Here is a 23,762-nt window from a genome sequence, read left to right as displayed (position 1 = left end):
GGAACTGGGCGGGTGGGGGACGGAGGCGGACATCGGCGGTATCGCCGAGCTGATTCGGACATTCGAGGGGAAGATACCGGGCCGTTCGTGGATCGGTTATAAGACTTCGGAAGTCAAAGCGCTGTCCGTAAGTCAAGATTGGGTCGGCTACGGGCCGATCGAGAGCGGAGCCGACCTGTCCCGGCTAGCGCTCCGGGAGCTTGGCATGTTCGAGACCCTCTATCGTGCCGAAGCCCATCACGATCTGATCGGGCATATGCTGACCTTTTCGCACGCGCTCGTCTCTCTCGAGGAGCTGGGCTACGCTGATCTGTTCGAAAGAGGGCTGACCCCGCTGCTCAAGCTCGTTGTTGTCCTACGCGCCTCGCGCGACCTGCGGCCCGGCGATCCCTTGCGGCTCGCGTCTCCCGTCGATCGAGAACCGCTCGCGATCGCGCTGCCGGCCGACGCGCTGCCTACGGAGCGCGCGTACTGGTCGCCGGCACGCAGCCGGCATGAATGGGACTTCGGCCACGCGTTCAAGTTTCCCTACGGCTTCTATCATCATGTCGCCCGCGCCGGCGGGGCGGATGCAGCCGCATTCCTCAACTTCAGACGGGTGCTGGGCCCGTGAGCGGGCGCTGACTTTATGATCGGTCTTGGGACAGATACGCGCCGATCGCGGACGGCACCTGACTGAGCGCGGACAGCGTCAGGAACGCGCCGCTGGGCTTGGCGTCGATGGGCAGCACGTTGTAATCCCATTCGCGCTCCTGCTTGAGATAGATGGCGTGCAGGCCGCATGACAGCGCTGGGAGCACGTCCGTCCGCACGGAATTGCCGACCATCCACGTGTCGGCCAGCCGCAGTCGCTGCATATGCAATATATCCTTAAGCGCCTCCACGTTTTTGTGCATGTGGATATAGATACGGTCGTGGAAAAAACGTTCCAGTCCCGCTTTCTCGATCTTGCGCTTCTGAATGACGGGATCGCCGCCCGTATACAGGTGAAGGCGGTGGCCCTCGGCAGACAGCGACTCGAGCGTCTCGTTCATATGCGGGTACGGCTCGATCTCCTGCTCGAATACGCTGAGACCCAGCTTCCAGAGCAGCGACTCCTCGTCCGCGGACTCGGTGCGTCCGTAAAGCGCGCTATAGTAACGGTACGTATCGACGAAGGATTGCGGAAAATGCTCGCTCTTGAACCCGACGATCTGCACGCCGGCGATATCGATCTCGCTGTGCTTGGCCAGGACGGCCTGCTTGGTCAGGGCGTGCGGGGCGAACCAGGTGGTCATCAGGTCCGCGAACTGTTCTTGAACGAAATGAAAGTACTTGTTGCAATGAATCAAAGTGTCGTCCAGGTCGAAGAGGATGTTCTGCTTCATGTGGGTGGCTCCTTCGTCAGCTTGCCGCTCCCCTCCGCGCGCTAGGCATGCGGCGGGCATGGATTTATTATGTCTAACCTTCGGACGTTTGTAAATGAGCGGCGCGGGCAACCTAAGGCGAAGGCTAGAACAACCTGCATCCGTCGGAGGTGAAATGGATATGCCGCCGTATCAAGGACCCAAACTTGGAGCGAAAAGCGTCACGGCCGGAGGTAGAGGAAAAAGCCAGGCGGCGAAGCTGGACAAAATGTCCCGCTTGCCGCCCAGCCTGAACGGTATCGACAAGAACCTTCCCTGACCATCCGTCAGGAACATGCAAAGACAACACGGCGTCGTCAGGCGTATTTCTCGATCTTGGACCTCAGCTCCCGCTTGATGAAGGCGAGCCGCTGCCTAACGTAGAAGTCGTAGCTGCCCCCGCTTAATTCGCGGGGGTTCATTGTATTCCCATTGTCATTGTCCACGATCACGAGACGGCCGCTGTCGTAAAATTTGAAAGTCAGATCTCGTGACGGCCGGGATCCCCTAGAAGGCTCCAAATAGCGGAGGTGTTCGCAGTTCTCCATCCCATCATCCCACCTTTGACTGAAATTGTTGGAACGTATGTTCTTGTTTCCAGTATACCAAACGTTTGTTCGTATGGAAAGCCGTTCCGTAAAGATTTACACTAGAAAAAACGGCAGGAATGAAAGTCAGGGGGCAATCGGACGGGAATGATACATATCATCGGTCTCACGCGCAAGCTGCCGACAGGCAAAAAGGTGCTGGACGGCATCCATGGACATCTGGAGCCCGGCAAACTATACGCGGTCGTAGGGGCGAGCGGCAGCGGCAAGTCGATGCTCCTGCGCTGTCTCGGGCTTAAGGAACCGTGGACGAGCGGGGAAATGCGGATCGACGGCAAGGACGCGATCGCGGGCGGCATGCTCGCCAAGCTGCGCCTGAAGCGCAAGATCGCGTATCTGGAACAAAAGGCGCTGATGTACGAAAAAAAGTCGGCGCTGAAGAACGTCATTATCGGCGCGATCGGCCAGGTCTCCTGGTTCCGCCGGATGACGGGAATGGTCCGGAGCGACGACTATATGGACGCGATGGAGACGCTGGAGAACGTCGGTCTGATCGACAGGGCGCACCAGCCGGCGGAGAAGCTCAGCGGCGGCGAGCGCCAGCGCGTGGCGATCGCGCGCGCGATCGCGCACGGCGCCGAGGTGCTGCTCGCGGACGAGCCCGTGACGGGACTCGATCCACACTCGCAAGAGAGCATTATGGGCATGCTGAAACAGCAGGCCAAGGACAAGAACATGATTATCGTCGTCGCGCTTCACAGGCTGGAACTGGCCGAGAAGTTCGCGGACGAGATCTGGGGACTGCACGACGGAAGAGCGGTACTGACCGTGCGGGGGAGACGGCTCACGGCATCCGAGAAACACCAGATTTCCTGACCGTCCTACCGCACAGAGCCGTCTCCATTCCCGTTTAACGTTCGTTTTCCGAATCGCGAGGCGCAACAGATCGGTCTTCAGGCGTTTGGGCCGGACGTATCTGGGAGCGCTCTTTGCGGCTCTTCCATGCGCTTTCTTTTCTTCTTTTGGATGTGGCCATCGTACGCGTCAGCTCCTGTCCCGGGCTTCGATGTCCCGTAGCTGTTTAGCATGGCGAGGACGCTGGCGGAATATTCGGTTCCCGCCGCGACGCGAACGGTGGAGAACGATATAAATGAATCCTCCGGGGAGGTACTGCCAGATGACGGATCCGACCGCGCGGCCCGCCGCGATCGATCGATCTTATCCGCTATTGTCGGTGAATGTGGGCGCGGCCCGCGAAGGACGATTCAAAGGAAAACCGGCTAAATCCGGCATTTATAAGGAGAGGTCCGCCGCAGCGGTAACCGTTCATGCCGGGGGGCTCGCCGGCGACGAGCAGGCGGATACCGTGAACCATGGCGGTCCGGACAAGGCGGTGTGCGCATACCCGTACCGCCACTATGCGTTTTGGGAGGAGAAGCTCGGCAAGACGCTCGAATTCGGCGCGTTCGGCGAGAACTTCACGATCGACGAGGTCGCCGAATCGGAAGTGTGCATCGGCGATGTCTTCAAGATCGGCGAAGTCGCGCTCCAGATCAGCCAGCCCCGAATTCCCTGCTGGAAGCTGGCGATGAAGTGGGGCGCGGACGAGCTGCCCGCGATGGTTCGGGATACGGGGAAATCCGGGTTTTACTTCCGCGTGCTGTCTCCCGGCGTCGTGCAGCCGGGCGAATTGGTCCTCGTCTCGCGCGATCCCGCGGGCGTCACGGTCGATGAGGCCAATGCGGTCATGCACCGTGGCAAGGAAGACCGGCCCGGCATCCTGCGCCTGCTCGCGGTCGAGGCGCTGGCCGACAGCTGGCGGGATACGCTGACGGCCAGGGTGTCGCGTCTGGAGGCGTCGCGATGACGGGGCGTTACGCAGGCCGCACGGTCATCGTGACGGGCGCCGCGGGCGGAATCGGGCGTCATCTGTCGCGGGCATACGCCGAAGCGGGCGCGTCGGTCGCGCTATCGGACGTGCCAGGCGCGGGAGGGGAGGCGCTGGCCGCGGAGCTGACGGACGAAGGCTACGCCGCCCTGTATCTCGCGGCGGATCTGACCGAAGCGGCAGCCGCGCAGCATATCGTGGAGCGCGCAGCCGCCTGGACGGGACGCATCGACGCGCTCGTGCACAACGCGGGCATCGGCATCTGGAAGTCGCCGCTCGAGCTGACGCTGGAAGAGTGGGACCGCGTCATGAGTATTAACCTTCGCGGCGCGTTCCTGTGCGGGCGCGAAGCGGCCAAGGCGATGAAGCGGACGGGGGGCGGCGCCATCGTGAACGTCGCCTCGACGCGCGCCATGCAGTCCGAGCCCAACTCTGAGGCGTACGCGGCTTCCAAGGGCGGCATCCTGGCGCTGACGCATGCGCTCGCGATGTCGCTCGGTCCGGACGGCATCGCCGTGAACGCGGTCAGCCCGGGCTGGATCGAGACGGGCGACTATGACGCGCTGAGGCCCGTCGACCACGAGCAGCATCCTGCCGGGCGGGTCGGGAGGCCGGCGGACGTCGTCAGGGCCTGTTTCTACTTGACCGATCCCGACGGAGGCTTCGTCACGGGGACCAATCTCGTCGTGGACGGCGGAATGACCCGCAAGATGATCTACGAGCCGTAAGGCACGCCCGCCACGTATTCCGCGAAGATCTTTAACGGCCTTAATGGTTCGCGGTATAAATCGCTCGTGAACGAGACGACCGTCTCCCGCTCGGGAATGACGAACAGAAACTGCCCGCCATAGCCCATGGCGTAGTAGGTATGCGGCTTCGCGGGCTCGCGGCCGCCTCCGGTGAACGTCCACCAATGATAGCCATACGAGCCGAGCCAGTCGTAGGTATGGTGGCGCGGCGCGGTCGACGCCTCGATCCAGGCCGCCGGTACGATCTGGCGATCGCCCCAGCGGCCGCGGGACAGCAAGAGCTGGCCGAGCTTGAACAGATCGCCCCCGCGCAGCGCCAGGCCGAAGCCCCCGATCGACACGCCTTGCGGGTCGGTATGCCACTGCCAGGCATCGATGCCGAGCGGGCCGAACAGATGGCGGGCGGCATACGCCTCGGCCGTCATGCCGGTCTCCCGCTGCAGGACGAGGCTGAGCAGATGCGAGCAGCCGGAGTTGTAGGCCATGGCGGCGCCTGGATGCGCGTTCGTCCGTCTGCCGAGGATGAAGGCGACCCAGTCGTCCGACTCGCACATCGGATTCGGGCGGCCGCCCCACGCGCCCCACTCGGGCCAATCCATGCCGGCCGTCATCGCGAGCAGATGATGCAGGCTTATCCGGCCCAGCGCCGCCGGCACGCGAGACAGGCAGCCTGCGAGCGGCGTATCGAGCGGGGGGAATTCGCCCCGCCCGAGCCCGATGCCGACGAGCAGCGAGAGCACGCTTTTGGTCACCGAGTTGACCTTGTGCAGACGCTCCGCGGATTTTGCGCTGCGCGCGTAATCCAGCGACGATCCGCTTCTCCCGCTGCCGATCGAGACGCGGCAGGTATCGATCTTGCAGGCTCCGGCCGCGCGCAGCAGCCCTTCGAGGTCGGCCGCCCTGCTCTTGGACGTAGTCGATGTCATGCCTTCGCCTCCTTGCGTGCGCCTATTATACCCGCCGCCGGCATGTCTGAAGCGAATTTATGATATAATGTACAGCAATGCTTACGCGTTCATGTTTTTTGCCGCTACTAGGGGGGACTGGCTACAATGGAAAGGCGTTTTGTCATCGAGGCGGTCATGATCGCCATATATGGTCAGCTGCTTCTGCCGAAACGGCCTGTGGAATACCGGATTCCGTATTCGACAGTGATGGAATTGTACGATATGAAGGACAGCGACGAACCGGTGATGCCCGATCCGGACGACGACCGTCACGTCAGGGGCAAGATCGGCGAGATGATCGCGTACTTCGAGGACCCGTTCAATAAAAAGAAGCTGGAGCGGTCGCTGCTCGCGCCGTGGCGGGAGAGTCCGCCGCTGCCGATCAACGATAAGGTAACGCTCGTCGTCGTCAATGCGGCGGAGAACATGCAGTACGGGGAGCTGCTCGACCCGATCGAGACGGAGATCGTGCTCACCTCGCTTAGGGCGCAGAGCCCCATCTTGACCGATCATATCGAATTCCAGGACAAGGTCGTGCAAAACGCGATTCCGGTTCAGGTATTCGATATCGACGATTACGAATTCGCGGTGGAGGAGAGTCCCGCGCCGACCGAATTCAACCCATGAGAGCTGCCGGCGATCGCCGGCGGCTCTCGTTGTTGTGCGGGGGACCGGTATGATAGAATGAGGGCGGTTCCCAATATCTTCAAGGAGGCAATCATCATGCTCGTGACGACTACGCCCAATGTGGAAGGATACAGAATTTCGTCCTATTACGGAATCGTGAACGGAGAGACGATCATGGGCGCGAACATCCTTCGCGATTTCATGGCATCGATCACAGACGTCGTCGGCGGCAGATCCGGCTCCTACGAGAACAAGCTGAAGCAGGCGCGCGACATCGCCATCTCCGAGATGGTCGAGCAGGCCAAGCGGATGGGCGCCAACGCGATCGTGGGCGTCGACATCGACTACGAGGTCGTACGCGAAGGCATGCTTATGGTGGCGGTGAGCGGTACCGCCGTTACCGTCGAATCCTGATTTTGAATATCGGAAGCGTCTAAACTTAATTTGTCTTAGAAACGGAGGAAGGCACTGTGTTGTATCGCAAGTTGGGAACGACTGGTCTTAAGGTATCCGCGGTCGGCGTCGGCACCTGGCAGTTCGGGGGCGAGTGGGGCAGAAGCTACGAACAGCGCGAGGCCGACGCGATCCTCGGCAGAGCCGCCGAGCTCGGCATTAACCTGATCGATACGGCAGAATGCTACGGAGACCATCTGTCCGAGTCGCTGATCGGTCCGGCCATTCGCGGCCGCCGCTCCGACTGGGTGCTGGCGACGAAGTTCGGCCATCATTTCCACGGTCCGTTCAGCCGGACGGACGTCTACGATCCGCAGGACGTCGTGCGTCAACTGGACGCATCCCTGAAGGCGCTTCAGACCGATTATGTCGATCTCTACCAGTTCCATTCGGGACCGGACGCCGAGTTCGACAGAGACGGGCTGTGGGAGGCGCTCGGCCGGCAGGTCGAAGCCGGCAAGATCCGCCACCTGGGCATCTCCATCGGTTCGAACCGCAACGTCCACCAGACGTCTAAAGCGACGGAGGTAGGCGCACAGGCGATTCAGGTCGTCTACAACCGGCTCGACCGGGCGCCCGAGGAGGAAGTATTCCCATCCTGCGAAGCGCAGGGTCTCGGCGTGCTCGCGCGGGTGCCGCTCGCCAGCGGCTTCCTGAGCGGCAAGTACAAGCCGGGCGCCGAGTTCTCCGGCACGGACGTGCGCTCCCGCCGGGATCGCGAGGAGACGGACCAGCTGCTGCGCGAGGCGGAGGAGATCCGCCGCGCCGAGGTGCCCGAGGGCGTCGACATGGCCTCGTGGGCGCTCGCCTGGTGCCTGCGGCATCCCGCCGTCACGGCCGTCATCCCGGGCTGCAAGGACGTCGCCCAGGTCGAAGCCAACGCGGCTGCGGTGTCGCTCGTGCAGGCGGGGCACCCGCAGGACGTCTGACGACGGGCTGCGCGGTCAGTTTGCGTCTAGCGCGAATAGAAGAGGCGCCTTCAAGCAAATACTGGGGGGAAAACCAAGAAGGCGGTGCCCCCTATGTGCCAAAGATTCTCGCTTGCCGCGGATCTGCCCGAGCTCACCGAACGTTTCCGGATCGATCAGGTGGTCGGTCCTTACCGGCCTAGATACAATGTCGCCCCGACCCAGTACGCCGCCGTCATCGTCGAAGAGCAGCGCGAGCGCAAGCTCGAATCGCTGCGATGGGGACTCATGCCCTACTGGTCGCGCGACGCGGTCAACGCCGACGGACTGGGCATCGGCGACCGCGCGATCTTTAAGCGCATGACCAACAAGCAGCGCTGCGTCATCCCCGTCAGCGGCTTTTATGGCTGGGAGACCAAGGGGAGGGCCAAGCAGCCGATCCACTTCGTCCTGAAGGGAAGAGGAACGTTCGCCGTCCCCGGATTCTACGAGGTGTGGCCGCGCGTCGAGGGTGGCGATATCCGCGCCTACACGATGCTGACGACGATGCCCAATGAGATGGTCGGCCCTTATTCGGACCGGATGCCTGCGATTCTGGACGACGACGGCATCGACGAATGGCTGAACGAGACCAATACGGAGTACCGCGGCGTACGGAGCAAGATTAGAGGGCTTGAATCCGGCGAGATGATGATGTATCCCGTCGGCGCGTACGTGAACGAGCGGGAACGCGAAACGCCGGAGTGCGTCGAGCCGATCCGCAATTTTTACTCCGCCATCCGGGAGTAGGAAGCAACGTGTCTATGAGGCCCTCCGCGCGCAGCTGCGCCGGAGGGTCGATCTATTTATCGGCGAGGAGAGGAACCGCGATGACCGCGATAACGAACGAAAATCACGATCGGCCCATTCAAGTGTACGTGCTGTCCGGCTACCTCGGGAGCGGCAAAACGACGCTGCTGCAAAAGCTGCTGGAGGGCTCAAGGGTAAGAGGATGGCGGACGGCGGTGCTCATGAACGAAGCCGGCGAATTCAACCTGGACGGCGAGCTCGTCTCGGCGGACGTGCCGATGGCCGAGCTGCTCGGCGGCTGCATCTGCTGTTCGGTTAAAAACGATCTCGGCGCATCGCTGCTGCAGCTTGCGCAGGACCATCGTCCGGACGTCATCTGGATCGAGTCCACCGGCGTGGCCCAGCCGCTCGAGACGATGGACGCCGTGACGGAGGTGTCCATGTATGAGAAGCTGGAGCTGCGCGGGCTGATCACCGTCGTCGACGCGCGGCATCTGCTCGACCGGCTCCGGCTGGGCGCCGGCAAGACGCTGCGTCTCATGCGGGAGCAGATCCGCGGGGCTTCGCTGCTCCTGCTCAGCAAGACGGACCTCGTCGGCCCGGGAGAGGCGGACGAGGTGAGGGCGCAGCTGCGCGAGTGGAACCCGTCCGCCGTGCTCGCGGACGCGGTTAAGGGCGAGACGGAGACCGATCTGATGACGCTTCTGCCCGGAGTCGGACAGCGAACGGAGCGGACTCGCCCTGACAGTCATGATCACCACGACCTACATGCGGCCGATGATGTCCGCGAATCGCGCGAGTACCGTGCCAACCAGGACCGCCGCGAGCATGATCATGGAAGGCCGCGCCTTCACGATCACGTACATGTCCTGACGCATTATCCGGCCAAGCCGGTTTTGAGCGAGGATTTCGAGCGGTTTCTGGCCGAGCTGCCCGCATCCGTGTATCGCGCCAAGGGCATCGTCACCTTCACGGATACGCGCAGCCGCTACTTGTTTCAATACGCTTACCGGGAGTCCGACTTCTTGCCGATCACGCCGCAGAAGCCCGTTCCCGACGTCGTCGTGCTGATCGGCGAGGACTTCAGCGAGACGGAGCTGCGGCATAAGTTGTCGCGTCTCGGGCAACCGGATTTGGATTGAAATTACATAAATCGATCCCTTCCTGGACATGGTAACAGCCAGGAAAGGAAGTGCCGGAGATGCCCATCATGCGCGCCGGACGGATCTCGGTGATCACCGTCATCCTGCTGTCCGTCGGACTGATCAATCACGTCGTCATCATGCCTCTGCTGCTCGAAGAAGCGGGACGGGACGCCTGGATATCCATCGTGATCGCGGCCGTCGGACTGATGTTCGCTTTCATCCCGCTATGCGCGTCGCTTCGAGCGATCGGTCTCCGGGCTTTTCCGGTCTGGTTAAAGGAAAAAAGCGGCCGCCTGTCGCAAATCGCGGTACTCGCCGTCGTGTGCGCGTTCCTGGGGCTGGAGGCGGCCGCCACCAGCGTGGATATGCTCACATGGACCAACGGCACTTATCTGCCCGAGACGCCCCCGCTCGCGACCTCGCTTATTTTCGTCCTCCTCTGCGCCTTCTCTGCGCTGATTGGCATGCACTCCGTCATCTATATATCGTGTATCGTTTTTCCGGCGGTCTCCTTTCTCGGCGTATTCGTGGCGGTCGGCAATGCCCACCGCAAAGATTACGCGCAGCTGCTGCCCGTCCTTGAGCACGGCATGTCGCCCGTCCTGCAAGGAACGGTCACGGCCGCCAGCGGCATGGCGGAGCTGTTCGTATTCGTTCTGCTGCAGGGCTACGCGACCAAGCCGTTCAGAGCGATCCACGTTTACGCGACGGGCTTGTTCATCGTGATGCTGGCGACCGGTCCGGCCGTCGCGGCGATCGCCGAATTCGGCGTACGCGAATCCGCCAATATGCGTTTCCCGGCTTTTTCGCAGTGGAGACTGTTGACCATCGGACGGTATATCGAGCATTTGGATTTTTTTGCGATTTTCCAGTGGATCAGCGGCGCCTTTGTGAGGACGACAGTATCGCTTTGCCTTATTTTAGACCTGATCGGCGTGCGCTCCCTCAAAAAGAGGGCAGGCGCGCTCGCTTTGTTCAGCGTGCTGCTCGTGATCCTGTGCGTATATCCGTTTGGCGACGACAAGCAATACGCTTTTTACGCTGCGATGCGGCCGGTCGTGCTCATCGCCATGGCGGGACTTACACTGTACGTGTGGGCGTTGTCCTTGACGAAACGGGGGAAGGGGAGCTCTGCCGATGCGAACGGGGCATAAATGGCTAGACGACCGTCTGCGCGGCTGCGAGGACGTGCGCATCGAGAGGCTAGAGGTTGGCGGCCGTTCGGCAACGCTGGCTTATACGGCCGGAATGATCGATAACGTCGTCTACAAGGAGCAGCTGCTGCCCGCGCTCGGCAGATGGTTGGGCGGAGAGGACGAACTCGGCGGCATCGCCGGACTCGCGCGGATCGGAACCGAATCGGAACAGGAGCGCGAGCGGATGGTGTCCACCCTGTTCGCGGGGACGGTCCTGTTGTTCCTCGCCGGGGAGGCTTACGCTTACGATATCGCTTCGATGCCGGAGCGCTCGCCCGAGGAGTCGAGCGCCGAGATGTCCGTCAAGGGACCGCGCGACGGCTTTGTCGAGAGCTTCCATACCAATCGGACGCTGATCCGCAGGCGTCTGAAGACCACGGATCTCAAGATCGAGTCGTATACGGCGGGGCAGGATAGCAAGACGGATGTCGCGCTGCTATACCTGGAATCGGTGGCAGACGATGCCGTGGTTCAGGAGGCGCGCAAGCGCATTGAGCGGATATCGGCCGATATCGTGCTCGGATCTGCTCAGGTGGAGGAGCTGCTGTCGGACCGGTCGAGAACTTTGTTTCCCCTGATCGGATACTCCGGCAGGCCCGACTTTGCCGTAGAGTCGCTGCTCACGGGCAGGGTGGCGATCTTGGTCGACGGCCTGCCGCTCGTCTATACGGCGCCCGTCAACCTATTCGAGCTGCTCAAGTCGCCGGAGGATTTGCACAATTCATTTTATTTCGTGACATTCGAGCGTTTTCTTCGTCTGCTCGGTTTGGTGGTAACGTTGACGCTGCCGGGCTTTTGGGTGGCGCTCTCCGCATACAATGTCGACCAGATTCCGTTTCCGCTGCTGTCCACGATCGTCGTCTCGCGAATGGGGCTGCCGATGTCGACCGCGATCGAGATGTTTTTCATGCTGTTCATGTTCGAGCTGTTCCGCGAAGCCGGCGTCCGCCTGCCGAGAGCCGTGGGCCAGACGGTCGCCGTCGTGGGCGGCATCATCGTCGGAGACGCGGCGATCCGCGCGGGGCTGACTTCGCCTACGATGCTGGTCGCGAGCGCGATTACGAACGTTTCTTCATTTACGCTCGTTAACCAGACCCTGCTCGGCTCGGTTAGTTTAATGCGCTTTTTTATCTTGATTTTGTCGTCGGTTCTCGGCATGTTCGGCTTTTTCATCGGCTCCTTCGCCATTCTGCTCTATCTCGTATCGCTCCGCTCCTTCGGCATTCCGTATCTGAAGCCCGCGGCGCCATACGAATGGAAACGGGCGGCCAACGGTTACCTCAAGCCGCCTACGGCGAATTTAGGCAACAAGCTCAGTCCCTCGGGAACGAAACGGAGGGGCGCGAGGTGAAGCGTTTTAAGGCGATCCTGATCCCAGCAATGTGCGCATGTCTGCTCACTTCGTGCTGGGATGAGCATTCCATTCAGGAGACGAGTTATTTCACTGCCATCGGCATCGATTATCTCGCGAACAAAGAGCAGTTCGTCGTCGAAGCGACGTTGATCACGCTCTCGGATGTCGCCAAGACCGAGGGATCGAATTCCAAGGCATTCCCGACCTACGTGGGCAAGGGAGAAGGGGAATCGGTTCACCTCGCGCTAGAGAACATTTACAAGAGCACGCAGCTGCTGCCATCCCTCGAACATCTGATGACGATCGTCGTTCGTGACAGAGCGCTCCCCAAGCTCGGGGAGATCATGGACAGCATGAACCGCAGCCGGACGGTCCGGTACAACATCGATATCATGGCGACGTCGGAGCCGATTCAGGACGTCCTCCAATCGGATACCTTCTTCAACTCGCCTATGTATACCTTTCTATATCGGCATCAGATTAAAGGTCCTGCCAAGCCGCCTCATCCTCCTCAAAGCATGCAGACGCTCGTCAGGGAGTACTACGATGAGAGCCGGACGTCGCTGCTGCCGAATCTGGCGCTGGACCGTACAAGCTGGCAGCATGGCGGCAAAAAGCCGAATTACTTATATTACACAGGCGCCTATACCGTGGGAGCGCACGTAAAATCCAAGTACGCGGACGAGACGGAATTGAAGGGCTCGCGATGGTTTTATTCGAATCCGGAGGGGTCTTACCTGGTGTTGAGGGATGACCGGGGACGGATGGCGGGAGTATTGGTCGTATCGGACAACGACTACCGGATCCGATTCGTGAAACGCGGAGACCGGGGACGATTCGCGATCGAGCTGAATGTGGAGGCGTATATTAATGAGCTTCACGTAAAGGCGGACGAAGAACAGCTGCGCAAATGGGCGACTGCGGTCATCCGCGAGGAGGTCGATACGACGCTCGGCGCTTCCAAAGCCAAGCAGGCGGACCTCTTGAATCTGGAGAACGTCATATACAGAAGCCATGTCCGGGATTGGAAAAAAATGAAGGCGTCCGGCGAAAACTTCTACTCGCTGCCGTGCGATATCAAGGTCAGCTTGCGTATCAAAAATACGGGCAAGCTCAAACTAAAATAGCCGCCCCGAAGGGCGGCGCAAGGGTAAAAGGCTAAGGCTACAGGACGCGACGCGCGGTCGTGTAGTGGTTCTTCCACCAGCCGGAGTTGATGCTCGAGATCGTGACGCCCGGCTTGCCGTAAGTATGGATCACCTTGCCGCCGCCGATGTAGATGCCGACGTGGTGGATCGGAGAGTAGAAAAATACGAGGTCTCCCGGCTTGAGGTTGGACTTGGACACATATCTGCCCGCCTTGGACTGCGCCTTGGACTCTCGGGGCAGGGATACGCCGTACTTGCGGAACAAATATTGCGTGAACGAGGAGCAATCGAAAGAGCTGGTGTTGCCGGTTTTTGCGCCGAACTTGTATCTGACGCCCAGGTACCTTTTGCCGAGGGCGACGATGCTGCTTGCCTTGGAGCTTGCGGTGACGGTCGCCTCTGCCGCGCTTGCCGTCTTGGCCGGCAGTGCGGCTGCCGCGCCCCCGAACAGAACGGTCAATGCGACGGCCGACGCCATCAGCTTTTTAAGTGTGTTGGTTGTTGCCATGGTAGCGATTCCCCCAATGATGTTGTAGTCATGCTGCGCTTGCTGATAGAATCAATATACCAGACGAATTTTTCCCTCCATTTCCCTCTAAGCGGCGAAAAGCGCGACGGGACGCCGTTTGGCCGAAAATATGAAAAACAGTTAAGAAAATATTAATTCTGGACAACTGGACAAATGCCGGAAGTGCGTGTTTTTTTGCAAAATTGGTTTTGAAAACGTTAAAATGGGGCAAGTATCCGCGGCTATGCCGCGAGAATGACCAACAAGGGAGAATCGGCATGAACGTAACCATTCGCGAGGCGGCAATGACGAAGGACGAGGTCAACGGATATGTAGGAAAGGTCGTATTCGAGGTCGAAGGGCACGATGCGGCTTACGAGATGGCGCTGCAGAGCGACAAGGGCAGGGAGTGGAGTTATTCGCTGATGTTCGCGGGCAGCTCGGGCAGCGAGGAGCAGATCGATGCGGTGGACGCGGAGATCGAGTCGAACGACGAGCTGTACGAGCGCCTGATCGATGCCGCGGTCGAAGCGATGGAGCAAGCTTAATAGCCGCGTTTGCGGTCATGCGCGCATAAGAGCCGCTCATAGTCTTATGCTCCTATTCTTATATAGAAGTAACGGAAGCGAATTGCGGGGCAGCTTTGCCGGCGTTCTCAAATTTTACATGGCTAACGATATAGGATATATTATAGGGCAGACCTTCTCAGTCAGCTTGCATACGGCCCCATAAAGACATCGGTCCCTTCCCTGCCGGGAAGAGACCGATTTTTGTCGTTGGCCTCGCGGCCGCGGAGGAGCGCAGGCTTACTTGACGATCAGCACCGGCGCCTTGGCATGCTGCATGACGTTGTGGCTGACGCTGCCCAGCACGAACTCGCGAATGCCGCCGAGTCCGCGGCTGCCGAGTACGATCAGGTCTACGCCGTTGTCTCCCGCATAGTCGAGGATCGTGCCGGCCGGATCGCCGTCGATCAGCTTGAACTCGGCCTTTACCGTGGCGGGTACGAGCGTCTTGGCTTCCTCGAGTACCTTGAACGACTGATCCATGTACTGCCGGGACCAGTCGGCAGGCAGCGTGACCATGAAGTCGCCGTTGTTGACGAGCGGCACTTGGTACACGTGCACCACCGTCAGCGTGGCCTGATAGCTGTCCGCCAGCGCGGCGGCCTGCGAGAGTGCCTTGCGCGACAAGTTGGAACCGTCGTATGCGACCAGAATATTCGTATAGCTCATCGAAATGCCCCCTCGCCGTTTTTGAAACTTGCACTAGCCAAGTATCTTCCTTTATTTAACCATACTTAATCTGCCGTAATCAATTTGAAGGGGGATGCGATCCGTGTCAGAAGACAAACGATTCCGTGAAGAAACGGTGAAACTCGAGCGAACCAAGGAGGAAATACGGGGTCAGATCTCCGGCATCGGACCGCGGTACGCGGGCAACGACTATACCGAGCAGACCCTCGACGCCATCAGGCAGGAGCGCAAGGAAAGGCTTGCGGCCTCCGAGAAGGAGCCGTATTTCGGTAGACTGGACTTCCGCGAGGAAGGCCGAAGCGAGCCTTTGCCGCTCTACATCGGCAAGACGGGCGTGGGAGAAGGCGACGGACACCGCGTGCTGGTCGTGGATTGGCGGGCGCCCGTATCGAGTTTGTTCTACGCGTTCTCGGGCGGCGCGCCCGAGGTCGCTTACGAAGCGCCCGAAGGTCCGGTAGCCGGCACGGTGCACCTGAAGCGCAATCTGCTCGTACGGGAAGGCGAGCTGCAGCGCGTCGTGGACAGCTATGCCGAAGGCGGCGAGCAGGGCGGCTCGGCGGGGGACGAGTTCCTGCTTCACAAGCTCGGCGAGAGCAAGGACAACAAGCTCCGGGATATCGTCTCGACGATCCAGCAGGAGCAGGATCTGATCATCCGTACCGAGAAAAACAAGGCGGTGTTCATCCAGGGGGTCGCCGGCAGCGGGAAGACGACCGTCGCGCTCCATCGCCTCGCTTACTTGCTCTACCGTTATCAGGACCGCGTCAGGGCGGAGCGCATGATGATCCTCGCGCCGAGCAAGATGTTCCTCAATTATATCTCCGGCGTACTGCCGGAGCTGGGGGTCGGCGATATCGCCCAGCAGACGTTCGAGGACTGGGCGATCGAGAGAATCGGCGAAGACCTGCGCATGAAGGAACCGGCCGACGAGCTCGCGCATTGGTTCGAGAACGCAGGCGGGGCCGTGAGCCGTGCCGACGCCCCGGCGAAGCTCAAGGGCAGCCTCGGCTTCCTGGCCGAGATCGACGAGGCGCTCGGCGCGCTGGAACGGAGCCTGATCCCGGACGAGCCGTTCTCCCCGGACGATCGGCGCATGCTGCCCGCGGAGCAGATCCGCGCCTGGTTCGCGGAGGAGAATCCGCTCGATCCGCTCATGAAGAAGCGGGAGCGGCTGCTGAACAGGCTGAAGCGCTGGATGGAGATCGAGCTCGGCAAAGCCAGATGGAGCGATGCGGAGGTGCGCAAGAAGGCGAATGCCCGGTGGAAGGCATATGCGGCGAAGCTGCCGCTGCATACGGCATCTTCCTTCTATATCGCGGGCGGCTGGCATGCGGCTGGCGGGAACGGAGACGCCGTATCGGGCTCGGGCGCGCCCGCGCCCGCCCAGGGTAAAAGCAAAGGCAAAGCCAAGGGCAAGGCGGCCGTCTTGTTCGGCCGGGAAGACCTGGCCGCGCTCGTGCACATCCATCTGAGGCTTCACGGCTCGACCGTGCCCGCCTACGATCATATCGTCATCGACGAGGCGCAGGATTATGCGCCTGCGCAGCTGCAGGTGCTGAGACAGCACCAGCGGATTACCTCGATGACCGTGCTGGGGGACCTGCAGCAGGGCATACACGATTATGCGGGCATCACGGTCTGGGAGGAGCTCAGAGGGCTGTTCCCGGCGGACGAGACCTCGTATTACGAGCTGGACCGGAGCTACCGGTCGACGCTCGAGATCATCGAGTTCGCGAACCGGATTCTGCGCGGCATGGGCGGCGGTGTCAAGCCGGCGCGGCCCGTCTTCCGCAGCGGACAGCCGGTTGAGGTCGAGCGGACCTCGCATGCGCCAGGCGCCGGCGCGATCGCCTCGATCGCCTCGATCGTCGAGAGTTGGCGCGAGGAGCCCGAGCTGCAGAGCATCGCGGTGCTCGGACGTACCGCGGCCGCTTGCGCGCGCATACATGCCGAGCTGACGGCCCGCGGGATCCGCGCGTCGCTGCTCGAGGCCAAGCATCAGAATTACGAAGGCGGGGTTACGGTGGCTCCGGTCTATCTGTCCAAGGGATTGGAGTTCGATGCCGTTCTGATCCCGGACGCGGACGAGGCGCAGTACGCGGCGGCGGACGCCAAGCTGCTGTACGTGGGCTGCACGCGCGCGCTGCACAGGCTGAAGCTGCTTTATGCAGAGGCGCCCACGCCGCTCATCCTGACTGCGGACGTCGCGGCAGAGGAGGCGGACCGATGAGAAGAGGAGGCCTGCGGGCAGTCGTTACGTTTTCGCTGATCATCGCCGCCTATCTCGGATTGAACTTCTTTATCGGCTGGAACGTCCAGACATGGCTGGACAGCTGGCTGCCGGCATTCCCCGCGTGGGCGCTCTGGACAGCGCTTGCGCTCGCCGCGCTCGGTTATCTGATCGGCCGTCTTCGATTCCTGCCGAAGCCGGCGGGCCGCGGGCTCAAGGTGTTCGGCGCGTATTATATCGGCTTGTTCGAATACGCCGTCCTGCTGCTGCCGCTCGCGGACTTGGCGGTCTGGCTGTTCTACGCATCGGGCGCCAGCTATAAGGGTACGGTAGAGACGGTCGGCGCTGTCGTCGCCGTCCTTCTGCTGATTCTGTTCGCCTGGGGAACCTGGAACGCATGGACGCCGATCGTGCGCAAGTACGAGCTGAACGTCGCCAAAGACGCGGGCGGTCGCAGGCGGCTGGACATCGTGCTCGCGAGCGACCTCCACCTGGGCAACATCGTCGGCAACCGTCATCTGGATCGCCTGCTCCCGCGGGTCGAGAAGCTCAAGCCCGATCTGATCCTGCTGGCGGGCGACGTGCTGGACGACGTGATCGAGCCGTTCGTGCGCAACCGGATGGCCGAGCGTCTCGGGCGGCTGTCCGCGCCGCTGGGCGTATACGCCGTGCTCGGCAATCACACGAGTACTACGGCGGGCACATCGAGGAATACGTGACCCGCATGGCGGCGCTAGGCATCCCGGTGCTGCGCGACGAACGGGTAACGCCGGACGGCGTTCTGCATGTCGTAGGCCGCAAGGACAAGACGGCGGAGTCGATGGATCCGGACGGGCGCCAGCCGGTGGCGGAGCTGCTGGAAGGGCTGGATCCCGCGCTGCCGGTCGTACTGATGGACCATCAGCCATACGGTTATGCGGCCGCGGCCGAAGCGGGGGTCGACATCATCGTATCCGGGCACACGCATCGCGGCCAATTCGCGCCGAACCACTGGGTCACCCGCAGGTTGTTCGAGCTCGACTGGGGTTATTTGCGCAAAGGCAAAATGCATGCGATCGTCTCGTCGGGCTTCGGCACATGGGGACCGCCGGTCCGCCTGGCGAGCCGCAGCGAGATCGTGCATCTGTCCGTAACATTCGGCGGGGGAGCGTGAAGCAAGGTGGAATGTCCTTATTGTCAGGCCGAGATCGAGCAGGCGGGCGGTAGGTGTCCAAGCTGCAAGCGACGGTTGTACGAGGTGACGGAGGATGACTTCGAGGAGGAGGCGCCGTCTGTTAACGGCGTCCCGGTTGAAAACGGCGCGGTCCAGGATTCGGGCGACGGCGGGGCAGTCGGGGTACGGGACTTGGTCGCGCAGCTCGAGGATCGCTTTGTCTGCGGCAAATGCGGGCATCATGGCGGGCTGGCCAAGGAAATCGCGATGACCGGCGCGGGGCTCAGCAAGCTATTCGACATTCAACACAACCATTATTTGTTCGTGTCCTGCGAGCGCTGCGGCTCCGTCGAGATCTTCGACCCGGAGGTGTTGCTTGGCCGCAAGCCCGGGAAGCTCGGCTCCGCGCTCGACGTTTTGTTCGGCGGCTGAACGAGGAGGGCAGACGGGGCTGTTCTCCCGAACCATTATGCTTTAAAATGAAAAGATGGTATCCATTCCCTCTATTATCCAAACCGATCCGAAGGAGTCCGCACTCATGTCACGTAAGATTCTGCTGCTGCTTGCGGCCGTATTGCTGCTAGTACCGCCCGAGGGAGCTTCGGCTAGTTGGGCAACTCGTTTCATCGTGTATTACGACAATGTATACACCATTACGGACGAATCGGTACCCGCTGACCGGCTCGGCATGAAGCTCGGCAAGGTCACGACCTTCGCCGAGACAGAGGGAGCCGATTATAAGGGCAACTTCTCCAATGCGCTCCCCAAAGGCACGGCGTTCAAGGGCATCCTCGGCATCGACGTGCAGGATGCGATCGCCGTCGACGCAGGAGGCGGCGATTACGTCAAGGCCGTCTATACAGGCACCTACGCCGACAGCAAGCTAAGCGGCGTGCGCGAAGCCATGGCGCGCCTCGACTGGCTGTGGTCGTTGCTCATCGCTGCCGCGGCCATCGCCGCCGCGGCGATCTGGCGGCGCAAGAGCAAGCGGAGCGGGGGACAGCGCCGCGCTTAATCGCATGTGGACCGAACCATCCGCTGCTGGGAGGGGATGCGCGTGATCGTCTGGATCAACGGCGCCTTCGGATCGGGCAAGACGACGGCCGCCTAGGAGCTTCACAGGCGCCTGCCGGGTTCGTTCGTTTTCGATCCGGAGGAGACCGGCTGTTACATTAGAGACCGCTTGCCCGCTCGCTTGCATGGAAACGACTTTCAGGACTATCCCATGTGGCGAACGATCAATCGGGACATGCTCGCTTATCTCGAGCCGCGTCACGAGGGGCCGATCATCGTTCCGATGACGATCGTGAGCGAGGTCTATATGCGCGAGATCGTCGGCGCCCTCCGCGAATCGGGCATCCGGGTCGACCATTGCGCGCTGATCGCTTCGAGGGAGACGCTGCTGAGACGGCTCCGGAGCAGGTGGGACGGAGAGCGCTCCTGGGCGGCGCGGCAGATCGACCGATGCTTGAACAGCTTGAACGGCGACGCCTTCGGCGTTCATATCGCGACCGACGAGCTGACGTGCTAGTAGGTTGTGGAGCGCATCGCCGCAAGGTCCGGCCTGACGCTCGCGCCTGACCGGCGAGGCTGGCTCGAACGGCGCCGGGACCGGCTGATGACGAAGATCAAGCATATTCGATTTAAGTGAAATACATGGCGCAAAAAGGGACGAGGCAGCTTAGTTAGCTGCTTCGTCCCTTTTTGCGCGGTCGCAAGTTGCGGAGGCGGAGAGAGCGGGTGCTTCCCGCTCTCGAGACGACTGATCGACGGCCATAGGCCTGAACGAGAGGGCATCAGAGCTGCCGGACCGAACGTCTTACGATGAGCTCCGCCGGGAGCACGATTCTTCTCCTGCCGGCCGGATCGCCCGGGGATTGTATCCGGTCGAGCAGCATCTGCATGCCCAGATGGCCGAACTGGTAGGCCTGCTGGGAGATGACCGTGAGGAACGGGTCCATCTCGGCATACGAAGCGAGCTCGTCGAAGCAGACGAGCGATACGTCCTCGGGCACGCGCAGCCCCTTCGACCGGAGCGTACGCATGAGTTCGACGGCCAACACGTTGTTGCCGGCGACGAAGGCGGTGGGGAGGGGGCGCATGCCGTCCAGCCAAGCCTCGATCCCGGTCAGGTCGCTGCGCGGGCCGAAGCTCGTCTCCAGCACGAGCGCTTCGTCGTAGGCGAGGTCGTTCAGCTTCAGCGCCTCGCGGTATCCCTCTAGCCGCTCGCGCGCGCTCGAGATCGTGCGCGAGCCGTTGATCAGCGCGATGCGCCGGTGCCCCGCGCCGACGAGCTGCTTGACCAGCTGGCGCGCGCCTTCCTTGCTGTCGCCGAGCACGACGTCGCTCTCCGCGCCGGGCACCTCGCGGTCGAGCAGCACGAACGGAACGTTGTGCCGCCGCAGCATTTCGAGGTGGGGCAGGGACGCATCGCCGGCCGGAGCCAGCAGAACGCCGTCCGCACGCGTTTTAAGCACCGCGTCGATATAATCGTTTTCCTTTTCCGGGTCCTCGTCCGTATTGCCGAACAACAGCCTGTAGCCGCGCTTTCTCGCCGCATCCTCGGCGCCGCGCGCCAGGGTCGTATAAAAAGGGTTCGTGATGTCGGTAATGATGAGAAACAAAAGCCGGGTCTCCTGCAGCACGAGACTGCGCGCCATCTGGTTCGGCACGTAGCCGAGCTCGTCCATGACGCGCTTGACCTTCGCCCGCGTCTTATCGCTGATTCTCCCCGTGTTATTGATAACTCTGGATACGGTCATCGCCGAGACGCCGGCCTTCTCCGCGATATCGTAGATCGTGACCATGCTCGTCCAATCCTTTCGTCCTGCCTCCATTTACTTAATCTCTATCTTACAAAAGCAATGGATTGACAGCAAGACGTTTCGTTGTTACTTTAGAGTTATCGGTAACATATTAATCGCTTTCAAGGAGGAATCATTCATGACAGATAACGCTTACAGGTTCCGCGGCGGCTTCCCCAAGATCGGGATCCGGCCGACGATCGACGGCAGGCGCAAGGGCGTGCGCGAATCGCTCGAGGACCAGACGATGAACATGGCCAAGGCGGTCGCGGAGCTGCTCAGCAGCACGCTGCGTTATCCGAACGGAGAACCGGTCGAGTGCGTCATCTCCGACTCTTGCATCGGCGGCGTCGCGGAGGCGGCCGCATCCGCGGACAAGTTCGCGAAGGCAGGCGTAGGCGTATCGCTCACGGTCACGCCTTGCTGGTGTTACGGCACCGAGACGATGGACATGGACCCGACGCTGCCGAAGGCGGTATGGGGATTCAACGGCACGGAGCGCCCGGGCGCCGTCTACCTGGCAGCGGTACTGTCCGGTTATGCGCAAAAGGGACTGCCGGCTTTCGGCATCTACGGCGAGCAAGTACAGGATTCGGGCGACACGACCGTGCCTGAGGACGTCCGCGAAAAGCTGATCGGATTCGCCCGCGCGGGACTGGCGGTCGCGATCATGCGCGGCAAATCGTATCTGTCCATGGGCTCGGTATCGATGGGGATCGCGGGCTCGATCGTGAACGACGGACTGTTCCAGGAATACCTCGGCATGCGAACGGAGTACGTGGATATGTCCGAGTTCGTGCGCCGCATCGAAGAAGATATCTACGATCCGGCGGAGTTCGAGAAGGCGCTCGCCTGGGTGAAGGAGAACTGCAAGGAAGGCCCGGACAACAATCCCGAGCGCCTGCAGAAGAGCCGGGAGGACAAGGACAAGGACTGGGAGACCGTCGTCAAGATGACGCAGATCGCCCGCGACCTGATGATCGGCAACCCGCGTCTCGCGGAGCTCGGATTCGGCGAAGAAGCGATGGGGCACAACGCGATCGTGTCCGGCTTCCAGGGCCAGCGCGCGTGGACCGACCACTTCCCGAACGGCGACTTCCTCGAGACGATCCTGAATTCCTCGTTCGATTGGAACGGCATCCGCTCGCCCTATATCGTCGCCACCGAGAACGACAGCCTGAACGGCATTCCGATGCTGATGGGATACCTGCTGACCAACACGGCGCAGATCTTCGCGGACGTGCGGACTTACTGGGGAGCGGATTCGGTCGAGAGAGTTACCGGTCACAAACTGACGGGCGCGGCGGCCGGCGGCCTGCTGCATCTCATCAATTCCGGCTCCGCTACGATGGACGGCACCGGCGAGCAATCGAAGGACGGCAAGCCTGCGATGAAGCCTTTCTGGGAGATCACGCCCGAAGAGGCGCAAAAGTGTCTCGACGCGACGAGCTGGCGCCCGGCGTCCGCGGAATACTTCCGTGGGGGCGGCTATTCGTCCGACTTCCTGACGCAAGGCGGCATGCCGATGACGATGTCTCGCCTGAACTACGTGAAGGGCATCGGCCCGACGCTGCAGATCGCCGAAGGCTACTCGGTCGAGCTGCCTGCCGAGGTGCACGACGCGCTCGACAAGCGTACCGATCCGACCTGGCCGACGACCTGGTTCGCGCCGGTCGTGACGGGCCATGGCGCATTCCGTACCGTCTACGACGTTATGGACAACTGGGGCGCGAACCACGGCTCCATCAGCTATGGCCATATCGGCGCCGATCTCATCACGCTGGCTTCGATGCTGCGCATTCCGGTAAGCATGCACAACGTCGCCGAGGAACGCGTCTTCCGTCCGCGGGCATGGGGCCTGTTCGGCACGGACGGCATCGAGGGCGCGGATTTCAGGGCTTGCTCGAATTTCGGACCGCTTTACAAGTAAATGAATGGAGGTTAACACGCAAATGAGCGCCACGGATATTCGCAATGAGCTGTGCAAATACGCGCGCAAGACGGTGTCCAATAAGCTGGTCGTCGGACCGGGAGGCAACCTGAGCGCACGTTACGAAGGCAAGATGTACCTATCCCCGAGCGGGTTCGCGCTCGACGAGATCGAGCCCGACCAATGGGTCGAAGTAGACATCGAGAGCGGCGAGATCGCCGATATCGGCCTGCGTCCGTCGTCCGAGGTGCTCATGCACCTGTACGCCTACCGGGTCAATCCGTCGATCGGCGCGATCGTCCACACGCATCCGCCGTACTGCATCGCCTTCACGCTGGTCGCCGAGGAGCTGCCCGTGATGTTCCCGGACCAGGCCGCGCTCGTCGGCACGACGACCTATGTGCCTTACGTGCTGCCGACGACGGACCGCTTGGCCGACGCGGTCGTAGCCAAGGTGAACGCGTACAGCACGATACTGCTCGGCAACCACGGACTCGTCACCACGGGCCGCAATCTGCGAGAGGCGTACTACCGCACCGAGGTGGTCGAGGAGAGCGCCAAGATCTACCTGATCGCAAGCGCCATCAAGCCGCCGAAGGCGCTGACGGACGCGGAGTACAAGGAGATCGCTTCGCTCGAGAGCGAGGCGTACCGGATCGAGCTCTTGCAAAAAATGAAGTAAACGGAGGAAAAGGCCGTGAGCGAGATTAATGCCGTGGGCGGCGATACGCGGAGTGCGTCCGC

The 23,762-nt window shown here is 61.5% G+C and carries 26 protein-coding genes and 1 pseudogene; 21 read left to right on the top strand and 6 right to left on the bottom strand.

Annotated elements, in window-relative coordinates:
- Nucleotides 1–613: pseudogene (locus tag PQG80_RS22925) on the top strand (hypothetical protein); the annotation flags it as partial.
- Between the two features lie 13 nt (nt 614–626).
- Here PQG80_RS22925 and PQG80_RS22920 read toward each other — a convergent pair.
- Both PQG80_RS22920 and PQG80_RS22915 read right to left on the bottom strand, forming a co-directional pair.
- Nucleotides 627–1,367, bottom strand: coding sequence for an HAD family hydrolase (locus PQG80_RS22920; protein WP_271753980.1), 741 nt, complete (start codon nt 1,365–1,367; stop codon nt 627–629).
- A 335-nt stretch (nt 1,368–1,702) separates the two neighbouring features.
- Nucleotides 1,703–1,837, bottom strand: coding sequence for a hypothetical protein (locus PQG80_RS22915; RefSeq protein WP_271753979.1), 135 nt, complete (start codon nt 1,835–1,837; stop codon nt 1,703–1,705).
- Nucleotides 1,838–2,080: 243 nt separating this feature from the next.
- On the opposite strand from PQG80_RS22915, the gene PQG80_RS22910 reads away from it, so the two are divergent.
- The 3 genes from PQG80_RS22910 to PQG80_RS22900 all read left to right on the top strand — a co-directional run bounded on the left by PQG80_RS22910 (nt 2,081) and on the right by PQG80_RS22900 (nt 4,549).
- Nucleotides 2,081–2,809, top strand: coding sequence for a phosphonate ABC transporter ATP-binding protein (locus PQG80_RS22910; RefSeq protein ID WP_271753978.1), 729 nt, complete (start codon nt 2,081–2,083; stop codon nt 2,807–2,809).
- A 301-nt stretch (nt 2,810–3,110) separates the two neighbouring features.
- Entirely contained in the window at nt 3,111–3,800 is a 690-nt protein-coding gene (locus PQG80_RS22905; protein ID WP_271753977.1) for an MOSC domain-containing protein, read from the top strand.
- The gene (locus PQG80_RS22900) at nt 3,797–4,549 is read left to right on the top strand and encodes an SDR family NAD(P)-dependent oxidoreductase (protein WP_271753976.1); all 753 of its coding nucleotides are present in this window, start codon (nt 3,797–3,799) and stop codon (nt 4,547–4,549) included. The genes PQG80_RS22905 and PQG80_RS22900 overlap by 4 nt, the downstream gene beginning before the upstream one ends.
- On the opposite strand, the gene PQG80_RS22895 is transcribed toward PQG80_RS22900, so the two are convergent.
- A complete protein-coding gene (locus PQG80_RS22895; RefSeq protein ID WP_271753975.1) occupies nt 4,537–5,496 on the bottom strand; it encodes a serine hydrolase domain-containing protein in 960 nt (319 codons plus the stop codon). The two genes, PQG80_RS22900 and PQG80_RS22895, sit on opposite strands and share 13 nt — an antisense overlap.
- 126 nt (nt 5,497–5,622) lie before the next feature.
- Between PQG80_RS22895 and PQG80_RS22890 the strand changes: the two genes are divergently transcribed.
- The 8 genes from PQG80_RS22890 (at nt 5,623) to PQG80_RS22855 (ending at nt 13,116) form a co-directional block, all read left to right on the top strand.
- Nucleotides 5,623–6,144: an ADP-heptose synthase gene (locus PQG80_RS22890; protein WP_271753974.1), complete on the top strand. Its 522-nt coding sequence runs from the start codon at nt 5,623–5,625 to the stop codon at nt 6,142–6,144.
- A gap of 96 nt (nt 6,145–6,240) precedes the next feature.
- The gene (locus PQG80_RS22885) at nt 6,241–6,558 is read left to right on the top strand and encodes a YbjQ family protein (RefSeq protein WP_271753973.1); all 318 of its coding nucleotides are present in this window, start codon (nt 6,241–6,243) and stop codon (nt 6,556–6,558) included.
- 56 nt (nt 6,559–6,614) lie between these two features.
- A complete protein-coding gene (locus PQG80_RS22880) occupies nt 6,615–7,526 on the top strand; it encodes an aldo/keto reductase (protein WP_271753972.1) in 912 nt (303 codons plus the stop codon).
- Nucleotides 7,527–7,619: 93 nt separating this feature from the next.
- Nucleotides 7,620–8,294 (top strand): SOS response-associated peptidase, encoded by a 675-nt coding sequence (locus PQG80_RS22875; RefSeq protein ID WP_271753971.1) that lies wholly within the window; start codon nt 7,620–7,622, stop codon nt 8,292–8,294.
- An 80-nt stretch (nt 8,295–8,374) separates the two neighbouring features.
- Nucleotides 8,375–9,436, top strand: coding sequence for a CobW family GTP-binding protein (locus PQG80_RS22870; RefSeq protein ID WP_271753970.1), 1,062 nt, complete (start codon nt 8,375–8,377; stop codon nt 9,434–9,436).
- Nucleotides 9,437–9,495: 59 nt separating this feature from the next.
- On the top strand, nt 9,496–10,593 hold the full coding sequence (locus PQG80_RS22865) for a GerAB/ArcD/ProY family transporter (RefSeq protein WP_271753969.1): 1,098 nt from the start codon (nt 9,496–9,498) through the stop codon (nt 10,591–10,593).
- Nucleotides 10,577–11,986: a spore germination protein gene (locus PQG80_RS22860; protein WP_271753968.1), complete on the top strand. Its 1,410-nt coding sequence runs from the start codon at nt 10,577–10,579 to the stop codon at nt 11,984–11,986. The genes PQG80_RS22865 and PQG80_RS22860 overlap by 17 nt, the downstream gene beginning before the upstream one ends.
- Nucleotides 11,983–13,116 carry a Ger(x)C family spore germination protein gene (locus tag PQG80_RS22855; RefSeq protein ID WP_271753967.1) on the top strand — a complete coding sequence of 378 codons (1,134 nt, stop codon included), beginning with the start codon at nt 11,983–11,985 and terminating at the stop codon, nt 13,114–13,116. Before PQG80_RS22860 ends, PQG80_RS22855 begins: the two co-directional genes overlap by 4 nt.
- Before the next feature lie 37 nt (nt 13,117–13,153).
- Here PQG80_RS22855 and PQG80_RS22850 read toward each other — a convergent pair whose 3' ends face one another.
- Nucleotides 13,154–13,645 (bottom strand): C40 family peptidase, encoded by a 492-nt coding sequence (locus tag PQG80_RS22850; RefSeq protein ID WP_271753965.1) that lies wholly within the window; start codon nt 13,643–13,645, stop codon nt 13,154–13,156.
- A 278-nt stretch (nt 13,646–13,923) separates the two neighbouring features.
- Here PQG80_RS22850 and PQG80_RS22845 point away from each other — a divergent pair, with 278 nt between their 5' ends.
- On the top strand, nt 13,924–14,193 hold the full coding sequence (locus tag PQG80_RS22845) for a hypothetical protein (RefSeq protein ID WP_271753964.1): 270 nt from the start codon (nt 13,924–13,926) through the stop codon (nt 14,191–14,193).
- A 258-nt stretch (nt 14,194–14,451) separates the two neighbouring features.
- Here PQG80_RS22845 and PQG80_RS22840 read toward each other — a convergent pair whose 3' ends face one another.
- Nucleotides 14,452–14,880 carry a universal stress protein gene (locus tag PQG80_RS22840; protein WP_271753963.1) on the bottom strand — a complete coding sequence of 143 codons (429 nt, stop codon included), beginning with the start codon at nt 14,878–14,880 and terminating at the stop codon, nt 14,452–14,454.
- A gap of 103 nt (nt 14,881–14,983) precedes the next feature.
- On the opposite strand from PQG80_RS22840, the gene PQG80_RS22835 reads away from it, so the two are divergent.
- From PQG80_RS22835 to PQG80_RS28905, 6 genes are all read left to right on the top strand, one after another.
- Nucleotides 14,984–17,131, top strand: coding sequence for a HelD family protein (locus tag PQG80_RS22835; RefSeq protein ID WP_271753962.1), 2,148 nt, complete (start codon nt 14,984–14,986; stop codon nt 17,129–17,131).
- A complete protein-coding gene (locus tag PQG80_RS28875) occupies nt 17,128–17,850 on the top strand; it encodes a metallophosphoesterase (protein ID WP_334219843.1) in 723 nt (240 codons plus the stop codon). The genes PQG80_RS22835 and PQG80_RS28875 overlap by 4 nt, the downstream gene beginning before the upstream one ends.
- A complete protein-coding gene (locus PQG80_RS28870) occupies nt 17,847–18,284 on the top strand; it encodes a metallophosphoesterase family protein (protein ID WP_334219842.1) in 438 nt (145 codons plus the stop codon). Before PQG80_RS28875 ends, PQG80_RS28870 begins: the two co-directional genes overlap by 4 nt.
- Nucleotides 18,285–18,290: 6 nt before the next feature.
- A complete protein-coding gene (locus PQG80_RS22825) occupies nt 18,291–18,716 on the top strand; it encodes a zinc ribbon domain-containing protein (RefSeq protein ID WP_271753961.1) in 426 nt (141 codons plus the stop codon).
- A gap of 106 nt (nt 18,717–18,822) precedes the next feature.
- Nucleotides 18,823–19,299 (top strand): hypothetical protein, encoded by a 477-nt coding sequence (locus PQG80_RS22820; protein WP_271753960.1) that lies wholly within the window; start codon nt 18,823–18,825, stop codon nt 19,297–19,299.
- Nucleotides 19,300–19,509: 210 nt separating this feature from the next.
- Nucleotides 19,510–19,815 carry a hypothetical protein gene (locus PQG80_RS28905; protein WP_432432797.1) on the top strand — a complete coding sequence of 102 codons (306 nt, stop codon included), beginning with the start codon at nt 19,510–19,512 and terminating at the stop codon, nt 19,813–19,815.
- Between the two features lie 265 nt (nt 19,816–20,080).
- Here the strand turns inward: PQG80_RS28905 and PQG80_RS22810 are convergent, their stop codons facing one another.
- Nucleotides 20,081–21,091: a LacI family DNA-binding transcriptional regulator gene (locus PQG80_RS22810; RefSeq protein ID WP_271753985.1), complete on the bottom strand. Its 1,011-nt coding sequence runs from the start codon at nt 21,089–21,091 to the stop codon at nt 20,081–20,083.
- A gap of 136 nt (nt 21,092–21,227) precedes the next feature.
- Here PQG80_RS22810 and PQG80_RS22805 point away from each other — a divergent pair, with 136 nt between their 5' ends.
- Nucleotides 21,228–23,018 (top strand): L-fucose isomerase, encoded by a 1,791-nt coding sequence (locus PQG80_RS22805; protein WP_271753959.1) that lies wholly within the window; start codon nt 21,228–21,230, stop codon nt 23,016–23,018.
- 22 nt (nt 23,019–23,040) lie between these two features.
- Entirely contained in the window at nt 23,041–23,700 is a 660-nt protein-coding gene (locus PQG80_RS22800; protein ID WP_271753958.1) for a class II aldolase/adducin family protein, read from the top strand.
- Nucleotides 23,701–23,762: the final 62 nt, after the last annotated feature.

The organism is Cohnella rhizoplanae, assembly GCF_948329515.1.
Taxonomy (GTDB): Bacteria; Bacillota; Bacilli; order Paenibacillales; family Paenibacillaceae; genus Cohnella; species Cohnella rhizoplanae.
Note: the sequence above shows the minus strand (reverse complement) of the source record. Positions and strands in the feature narration are given on the sequence as shown.